This is a genomic window from Nocardioides sp. (genome assembly GCF_031422975.1).
Lineage (GTDB): Bacteria > Actinomycetota > Actinomycetes > Propionibacteriales > Nocardioidaceae > Nocardioides.
Genome location: NZ_JANPEO010000333.1, coordinates 1 through 8,642 on the forward strand (window position 1 = coordinate 1; position 8,642 = coordinate 8,642).

9 protein-coding genes are annotated in these 8,642 nt (G+C 70.9%); 8 read left to right on the forward strand and 1 reads right to left on the reverse strand.

Features of this window, described 5'->3' with window-relative positions; all coding sequences use genetic code 11:
• On the reverse strand, window positions 1-956 hold a 956-nt coding region (locus tag RMO85_RS10125; protein ID WP_310528602.1), incomplete at its 3' end, for a glycosyltransferase family 2 protein.
• 45 nt (window positions 957-1,001) lie between these two features.
• Between RMO85_RS10125 and RMO85_RS10130 the strand changes: the two genes are divergently transcribed.
• From RMO85_RS10130 to RMO85_RS10165, 8 genes are all read left to right on the forward strand, one after another.
• Window positions 1,002-2,096, forward strand: a complete 1,095-nt coding sequence (locus tag RMO85_RS10130; RefSeq protein ID WP_310528603.1) for a sulfotransferase family protein — start codon at window positions 1,002-1,004, stop codon at window positions 2,094-2,096.
• Window positions 2,093-3,040, forward strand: a complete 948-nt coding sequence (locus tag RMO85_RS10135; protein WP_310528604.1) for a hypothetical protein — start codon at window positions 2,093-2,095, stop codon at window positions 3,038-3,040. Before RMO85_RS10130 ends, RMO85_RS10135 begins: the two co-directional genes overlap by 4 nt.
• A 196-nt stretch (window positions 3,041-3,236) precedes the next feature.
• The gene (locus RMO85_RS10140) at window positions 3,237-4,163 is read left to right on the forward strand and encodes a DUF2520 domain-containing protein (protein ID WP_310528605.1); all 927 of its coding nucleotides are present in this window, start codon (window positions 3,237-3,239) and stop codon (window positions 4,161-4,163) included.
• Window positions 4,160-5,077, forward strand: a complete 918-nt coding sequence (panC, locus tag RMO85_RS10145; protein WP_310528606.1) for a pantoate--beta-alanine ligase — start codon at window positions 4,160-4,162, stop codon at window positions 5,075-5,077. Before RMO85_RS10140 ends, panC begins: the two co-directional genes overlap by 4 nt.
• Window positions 5,077-5,493 (forward strand): aspartate 1-decarboxylase, encoded by a 417-nt coding sequence (gene panD / locus RMO85_RS10150; RefSeq protein ID WP_310528607.1) that lies wholly within the window; start codon window positions 5,077-5,079, stop codon window positions 5,491-5,493. The genes panC and panD overlap by 1 nt, the downstream gene beginning before the upstream one ends.
• Window positions 5,494-5,502: 9 nt before the next feature.
• Complete coding sequence (locus RMO85_RS10155) at window positions 5,503-7,179, forward strand: L-aspartate oxidase (protein WP_310528608.1); 1,677 nt, start codon at window positions 5,503-5,505, stop codon at window positions 7,177-7,179.
• Window positions 7,176-8,081 carry a carboxylating nicotinate-nucleotide diphosphorylase gene (gene nadC / locus RMO85_RS10160; RefSeq protein WP_310528609.1) on the forward strand — a complete coding sequence of 302 codons (906 nt, stop codon included), beginning with the start codon at window positions 7,176-7,178 and terminating at the stop codon, window positions 8,079-8,081. The genes RMO85_RS10155 and nadC overlap by 4 nt, the downstream gene beginning before the upstream one ends.
• Window positions 8,078-8,642, forward strand: a 565-nt coding sequence (locus RMO85_RS10165) for a type III pantothenate kinase (RefSeq protein WP_310528610.1), incomplete at its 3' end; no start/stop codon positions are given. The genes nadC and RMO85_RS10165, both read left to right, overlap by 4 nt.

Sequence of the window (8,642 nt, forward strand, 5' to 3'; positions counted from 1 at the left end):
TGCTCCACCAGCCAGCCGCAGAGTCGGAGCACGGGCGGCAGCCCGCTGTGCACCAGCGACCGCTCTCCCCAGAACTCCCGCACACCGTCACGCAGCAGCGTCCACCACTCGTCCGACGCGCCGGGGATCTCGAGGAAGTAGCGCCACAGGTCGCCGGCGAGCACGCGATCGACGAACACGGACTCGACGGACTCGTCGCCCGCCGAGTGCACTGCGGCGTACGACATCCGCTTGGTCTCCCAGCGGTCGGCGAGGTCGCGCACGGAGTTGCGCTGCTGGGTGATCGACGAGCCGTCGTCGCGGATTCGCCAGTGGTAGACGACGTCGGGGAGCACGTCGAAGGTGCCGGCCATGAAGGCACGCGTGGTCGTCGGCTGGTCCTCATAACGGATGCCCTCGGGCCAGGTGAGGCCTGCGGCGTCCCAGAACGAGCGGGTGAAGACCTTGTTCCAGGCGAAGACGTCACCGAGGATCTCCGGCCGGTCCCCGATCCGCAGCCCGAGGGCGCGCGAGTGCAGGCGCCTCATCCACGGCGGCTCGTGCAGGCCGCCGGTCTCCCAACGCAGGATCGAGCCGGTGACGAAGTCGGAGCCCGACTCCCGCAGGGTGGCGACGAGCACCGTCAGCGCGTCGGGGGCAAGCACGTCGTCGGAGTCCACGAAGGTCAGCAACGCCCCGGTGGCATGGCGCACGCCGACGTTGCGCGCCGAGCCGAGTCCACCGTTCTCGACACGCACGACCCGGATCCGCGGGTCTCGTCGGGCGTATGCCTCGGCGATCTCGCCGCACCGGTCCGGCGACCCGTCGTCGACGACGATCGCCTCCCACGTGCGCCAGGTCTGGGCGAGCAGCGAGTCGAGGCAGGCGGGGAGATAGGTCTCGACGGCGTAGGCAGGCACGACGACCGAGACCAGGGGGTCGGCCGCTGGTTGGTCTGATCGCCACGGCAGCCTCATGGCGGCAGGCTATCGGTGGACCCATCGGCGGTAGGCTCCCCGACCGTGACGGCGATCGATGAGATGAACCCCGAAGGCGTCCCGCGGAAGGTTCTCTTCGTCGCGGGTGCCGGCCGAAGTGGCACCTCCACGATGGCGGGCATCGCCAGCAAGCTCGGCATGCACGTGCCGCTCCCCGAGGTGCCGGCCGACGCTTCCAACCCGCGCGGCTTCTCCGAGCCGCAGTGGGCCGTCGACCTCCACGACCGGCTGCTCAAGGAGGCCGGCGTCCAGGTGAGCGACGCGCGACCGGGTGCGTGGTTCGAGACGGGCCGCATCTCCACGCGAGAGCCCGCCCGGATCCGGGTCGCGGACTGGCTCGAGCCGCACTTCGACGTACACCCCGAGCTCGTCGTGAAGGACCCGCGACTGAGCTGGTTCCTGGGTCTGTGGCGGGTGGCCGCGATCCGTACCGGGGCCAAGCCCGTGTTCGTGACGATGCTGCGCCCGCCGGCCGAGGTCGTGGGCAGCAAGCAGAAGTACTACGCCAACAAGCTCGGCTCCTCCCACCTCGCCGCGAGCTGGCTCAACATGCTGCTCCACACCGAGCGTGCGACGCGCGACGAGGCGGGGTCGGCGCGGGTCTTCGTGCGCTACGAGGACCTCCTGACCGACTGGGTCAAGACGACGATGCACGTCGGTCACACGCTGGAGCTGCAGTCGATCATCCACACGCGCAGCGACCTGATCCGCGAGGTGCACCGCTTCATCGACCCGTCGCTGCGCCGGGTGTCCTCCTCGTTGGAGGACCTGGCTCTCCCGCCGCGACTGCATGAGCTGACCGGCCAGACGTGGGAGGAGCTCAACAAGCTCGCGGATCCCGAGGGCGACGTCACCGAGGTCCACGCCACCCTCGACGAGCTGCGCGACGCCTACACCGACCTCTACGAGGAGGCCGAGGCGATCAGCAAGTCGTCGGTCGTCGCTGCCCGCATCGCCGGCGCCCGCGCGGCCGCCGACACCGAGCCGCCGGAGTCGACCGGGCTGGCCGACAAGATCCCGCACGACCTCCGCGCGAAGATCCCGCCGTCCGTACGGCGCGGCGTGCGCAGGGCGCTCGGCCGCGAGCGAGCCGCGGAGCCGTCGACGGGGGAGCAGTGAGCGTCCCGATCGGCGGCGGCCTCGGGCTGACCAACATCGAGGGACACACCGACTTCGACATCGTGTGGCCCTGGAACCAGGGGCCGCTGCGACGTGGGGCGACCGCCGTACTCCGGGTCAAGAACGAAGCGGAATCGATGAGGTTCGTGCTGCCGCCGCTCCTGCGGGCGTGCGACCACGTCCTGCTGGTGGACAACAAGTCGAGCGACGGGACGGGTGAGGCGGCGGTGGCCGTCGCGCAGGCGCACGGCCTGGCGGCGAAGTTCACCGTGAAGGAGTACCCCTTCGACGTTGCCCGCGCCGGCGCCGAGCACCTCGCGGTGCCCGAGCGCAGCGTCCATTCGCTGGCCTACTTCTACAACTGGTGCTTCTCCCACGTCCGTACCCGCTACTCGTGGAAGTGGGACGGCGACATGGTCCTCACCACCGAGGGCGAGGTGTCGATGGCCGATCTCTGCTGGCAGGTGGGGACGGTCGATGCCGTCATCCGCTTCCCGCGCCACGGCCTCTACGTGGAGTCCGACACGCGCGCCTTCCTCGACCTCGGGCTGCGCAACATCGAGGAGTGGGGCTTCCCGATGACCCCCGACTTCGTCTACTCCAAGGCGCCCGAGTGGGAGATCCGGACGACGCCTGACGAGATCCGGCAGTTCGCGCTGCCGCAGGGACTGGTCGTGGAGCTGAAGTATCTCGACGGCGACGAGTTCGCCCACTGGACCGACCCGGAGTCGTTCGCGACCAGCGTGCGCAACCGTCGCAAGCGCCGTGAGTGGCTGGTGTTCAACGCCCTCAACAACGGCGAGATCCCCGAGGGCGTCACCGAGATCAACGCTCCCGAGGGGGAGCACGTGATCGACTACGTGACCCACACCTGGCTGCCGCGCGCCCCGCGCCCGTTCGTGGTGGACGACCCGGACCACGCGAAGTTGCACCTGCGCGCCTGACGTCGGGTGTCGCCTGGGTGGTCGTCGGGGTACGCGCCCGGCGTCCCGAGATGTCGGATACGTCACGTTCGCTTCCTGTTCACACGGCGCAGCGAGGCGGCGTACGCTCCGGGGGCAAGAGATCGAGCACCGAGTCTGGTACCCACACCGGCCCCGCCAGGGGTGGTCGGAGGGACTGGAACGAAAGGGTTCGCACATGACTCAGTTCCGTGTGGGTGTGGTTGGCGCAGGCCGCGTCGGCGCCGTCCTCGCCGCCGCGCTGCGCACCGCGGGCCACGAGATCGTGGCCGCCGCCGGTGAGTCCGACGCCTCGCGTGGGCGTATCGACGCCCTCATCGCGGGCACTCCGGTGGTCAAGCCCAGCGACGCCGCCCGCGCCGCCGACCTGCTGCTCCTCACCGTCCCCGACGACATGCTGGCCAACGTCGTCGCGATGCTGAGTGCGAGCGGAGCGATCCACGAGGGTCAGTACGTCGTCCACACGAGCGGCGCCCATGGACTCGCCGTCCTGGCTGATGCTGCCGCCGTGGGCGCGCGCCCCATCGCCCTGCACCCGGCGATGACCTTCACCGGCACCGCCGTCGACCTGCCGCGACTGCGCGATGCCATCTTCGGCGTCACCGCGGGCGAGGACGAGCGGGCCGTCACCGAGCAGCTCGTCGCCGACCTCGGCGGTCGGGCCATGTGGGTCGCGGAGGACAAGCGCACGCTCTACCACGCGGGTCTGGCCCATGGCGCCAACCATCTCGTCACCTTGGTGACCCAGGCGATGGAGATGCTGTCGGCGGCCGGTGGCGACAACCCGGCCGACACCCTTCGCCCGCTGCTCAACGCGGCGCTCGACAACGCGCTCGCCCAGGGCGATGCAGCCCTCACCGGACCGATGGCCCGTGGTGACGTCGAGACCGTCCGCGCCCACCTCGTCGAGATCACCGCCAATGCCCCCGAGACCGTCGCGTCCTATCTCGCGTTGGCCCGCGCCACCCTCGACCGCGTCGTCACCGACGGTCGCCTGCTCCCGATCCGGGCCCGCAAGATGAGCCAGGTCCTGGACGCCGCCGATCCCGCGAAGGCCGAGCGCACTGCTCCTCGCCGTACCCGCAACCGGAGCTCGTGGGCGTGAGCGAGGGCCCCACCCTCGCGAACACCCGCGAGGAGCTGTCCGGCCTGCTTGCCTCCGCCCGGCGCGAGGGGCGGCGCATCGGCTTCGTGCCGACGATGGGTGCGCTGCACGAGGGTCACGCCAGCCTGGTGCGCGAGGCCGCGCGGCACGCCGACCTGGTCGTCGTCAGCATCTTCGTCAATCCGATGCAGTTCTCCCCGACCGAGGACCTCGACCGCTACCCGCGGACGCTGCCCGACGACCTCGCACTGTGTGGCGCCAACGGGGTCGCGGTGGTGTTCGCCCCGGCCGTCGAGGAGATGTACGCCGGCGGCTTCAGCCACGACCGCGTGCGCGACGGCGTCACGGTCCACCCCGGCACGCTCGCCACGATCCTCGACGGGGAGTCCCGCCCGGGTCACTTCGACGGCGTGCTCACCGTCGTCGCCAAGCTCTTCGGCCTGGTCCAGCCCGACGTCGCCGTCTTCGGGCAGAAGGACTACCAACAGCTCGCGCTCATCCGAGCCATGGTGCGCGACCTGTGCCTACCGGTCGAGATCGTCGGCGCCGAGACGACGCGCGAGCCCGACGGCTTGGCCATGTCGAGCCGCAACCGCTACCTCGATCCCGCGCAGCGAGCCGCCGCAACCGTCCTGCACCGTGCCCTGTGCGCGGCGCAGGTGCGGGCGGCGTACGGCGTCGCGTCAGCGCGCTGGGCGGCGATGAGCGTGCTCAGGGCCGAGCCGCAGATCGAGCTCGACTACCTCGCCCTCACCGGCGCCGACCTGGGCGAGCCGCCGGAGAACGGCGAGGGCCGCATCCTGGTCGCCGCCCGGCTCGGGAGCACGAGGCTCATCGACAACCTGCCCATCCACTTCTCGACACCGTCACTCACCGCACCGGCGGGCTCGACCACAGAAGAAGGAGGCAGCTGATGCTGCGCACGATGATGAAGTCCAAGATCCACCGGGCGACCGTGACCCAGGCGGACCTCCACTACGTCGGGTCGGTGACCGTGGACGAGGACCTTCTCGATGCCGCAGATCTGCTGCCCGGCGAGCTGGTGCACATCGTCGACGTCACCAACGGCGCCCGGCTCGAGACCTACACGATCGCCGGCGAACGCGGCTCGGGCGTCATCGGCATCAATGGGGCGGCTGCTCGCCTGGTGCATCCGGGCGACACCGTCATCCTCATCGCCTACGGGCAGATGGAGACCGCTGAGGCCAAGGACCACCAGCCTGCCGTCGTCTTCGTCGATGCCGACAACTCGGTGTTGGCCACCGGCTTCGACCCGGCCGAGACCTTCGGCGATCCGTCGCTGACCCGCGGCGACTCCCTCGCCCGCTAGCCTGCCCGAATGACTGCTTCCTCGGCCGGGATCCCGCAGCGACTGACGGCGCCCGAGCCCGGATGGACGACGCGGGCGGACGTCGTGGTGATCGGTTCCGGGATCGCCGGGTTGACTGCCGCGCTGCGGATCCACGCCGCGGATCGGAGCCTCAAGCTCCTGGTCGTCACCAAGGACGTCCTCAACGCCGGCTCGACCCAGTGGGCGCAGGGCGGGATCGCCGCGGCGCTCGGCCCGGGGGACACCCCCGAGCAGCACCTCCACGACACCCTTGTGGCCGGCGCCGGGGCGTGTGACGTCGAAGCAGTGCGCGTGCTCGTGACCGAGGGACCGGACGCCGTACGCGAGCTCATCGCCCTCGGCACCGAGTTCGACCACCACGAGGGCGAGCTGTCGCTGACCCGCGAGGGTGGTCACCACCGTGACCGGATCGCGCACGCCGGCGGCGACGCGACCGGCGCCGAGATCCAGCGCGCCCTGATCGCCGCGATCGAGCGCACCCCTGAGATCGAGGTGATCCAGCACGCCCTGGCCGTCGACCTGTTGCTGTGCGACGACGGTGGCGTCGCCGGCGTGACCCTGCACGTGCTCGGCGAGGGCCAGCGCGACGGCGTCGGTGCAGCCCACTGCCGCGCGATCGTGCTGGCGAGCGGCGGCCTCGGTCAGGTGTTCTCGCAGTCGACCAACCCGAGTGTCTCGACCGGGGACGGCATGGCCATCGCGCTGCGTGCGGGGGCGATCCTGCGCGACCTCGAGTTCGTGCAGTTCCACCCCACGGTGATGTATCTCGGCCCGGACTCCCAGGGCCAGCAGCCGCTGATCTCCGAGGCGGTCCGCGGCGAGGGCGCCTTCCTAGTCGACTTCGAGGGCAACCGGTTCATGCGGGGCCAGCACGAGCTCGCCGACCTCGCCCCCCGCGACGTGGTCGCCAAGGCGATCACCCGCCGGATGCTGGAGACGGAGCAGCCGCACATGTGGCTCGACGCCCGCCACCTCGGCGCGGAGTTCTGGGAGAAGCGCTTCCCGACCATCCTCGCGGTCTGCCGCCGACACGGCGTCGACCCGACAACCGAGCTGATTCCCGTCGCTCCCGCGCAGCATTACGCGTCCGGCGGAGTGGCCACCGACCTCGACGGGCGCTCCAGCGTGCCGGGCCTCTATGCCACCGGCGAGGTCGCGTGCAGCGGCGTGCACGGCGCCAACCGCCTCGCCTCCAACTCGCTGCTCGAAGGACTCGTCTTCTCCCGTCGGATCGCCGAGGTGCTGCCGGGCGAGCTCCGCGAGTGGGCGGCACCGGCGCAGGACGCCCGACCGGCCGGCCTCATCGACTGGAACCAACGCGTCGACCTGCAGCACATGATGACCACCCGGGTCGGTGTCCTGCGCGCCGCCGACGGCATCACCGAGGCCATCGCGTGGCTGCAGGCGCGTGACCCCGGCAGCGAGGCGGTCCCCGGAGTCGACGGTTGGGAGACGACCAACCTGCACGTCATCAGCAGCGCGCTCGCCCGAGCCGCCCTGCGCCGCGAGGAGACCCGCGGATCGCACTGGCGCGAGGACTTCCCCGAGCGCGACGACGTGACGCAGGCCGGCCACATCGACACCCGCCTCGTCGGCGGTCAGCTGGCGCAGGACTTCCGGCCCGCTGCGTCGACCGATCCCTCGACCGTTGGAGGTCCCGCATGACCCGCACGTCGTTCGCCGCACTGCCGGCCGACCTCCTGCGCGAGATCGCTGACGCGGGACTCGACCCGGAGGCGATCCACGCCGACATCGTCCGCGCCCTCGAGGAGGACCTGCCCGGCGGATCCGACGACGCGACGAGCGCGGCCACCATCGCAGTCGGGGCCCGTGGCCGGGCCGACTTCGCGGCCCGCGAGCCCGGCGTCGTGGCCGGCCTGGCGATCGCGGCCATGGTGTTCGGCTGCGTCATGGGTGATGACGTCGAGATCACCGACCGGCTCGCCGACGGCTCTCGGGTCGCGGCCGGCGACGTGGTCATGCGCGTCGCCGGGCCGACCCGGGGCCTGCTGACCGCGGAGCGCACCGCCCTCAACTTCGACTGCCACCTCTCGGGTGTCGCCACGGCGACCGACCGCTGGGTGGAGGCGCTCGCGGGCACCGGCGCGAAGGTCCTCGACACCCGCAAGACCCTCCCCGGCTGGCGGGCGCTGCAGAAGTACGCCGTCCGCTGCGGAGGCGGGGTCAACCATCGCTTCTCGCTGTCCGACATGGCGATGGTCAAGGACAACCACGTGATCGCCGCCGGGGGCGTCGTGCCGGCGCTCGAGGCCGTACGTGCGGCCTACCCGGATCTTCCGATCGAGGTCGAGGTGACCGACCTCGGTCAGCTGCGTGAGCTCCTCGAGGCCGGCTGCGACCGCATCCTGCTGGACAACATGCCCACGGCGATGATGGCCGAGGCGGTCGCTATCACTGCCGGGCAAGCGGTGCTGGAGGCCTCGGGAGGTCTGAGCATCGAGCGGGCGCGCGAGGTGGGTCGGACCGGCGTCGACTTCATCTCCGTCGGTGCGCTGACGCATTCGGTCAAGGTGTTCGACATCGGCATGGACCTGATGGATCAATGACGCTCCTCGCCGCCGACATCGGCAACTCCGACACCGTCCTGGGCCTTCTGGAGGGCGAGGAAGTCGTCGCGCACTGGCGGGTCTCCACCGACGACCGGAGGACGTCGGATGAATGGGCCGTGCTCGTCCGCGGACTCCTCGCCGAGTCGGGCCGGGTCGTGGACGCGATTGCCGTGTGCTCGACCGTGCCGGCAGTCCTGCACGAATGGCGTGACATGCTCGGGCGGCATTTCGAGGGCGTACGCAGCGTTGTCGTCGAGCCCGGTGTGCGAACGGGGGTTCCGGTCCTGATGGACAATCCACGCGAAGTCGGTGCCGATCGAATCATCAATGCCCTGGCCGCGGCCAGTGAATTCGGCGGCCCGGCGATCGTCGTGGACTTCGGCGGCACGGCGACGACGTTCGACGTGGTGAGTGCGACGGGGCAGTACGTCGGTGGCGCCATCGCCCCCGGCATCGAGATCTCCCTCGAGGCCCTCGGACGACGCGGGGCCCAGCTCCGCAAGGTCGAGCTCCAGCGCCCGCGCTCGGTGATCGCGAAGAACACCGTCGAGGCCCTGC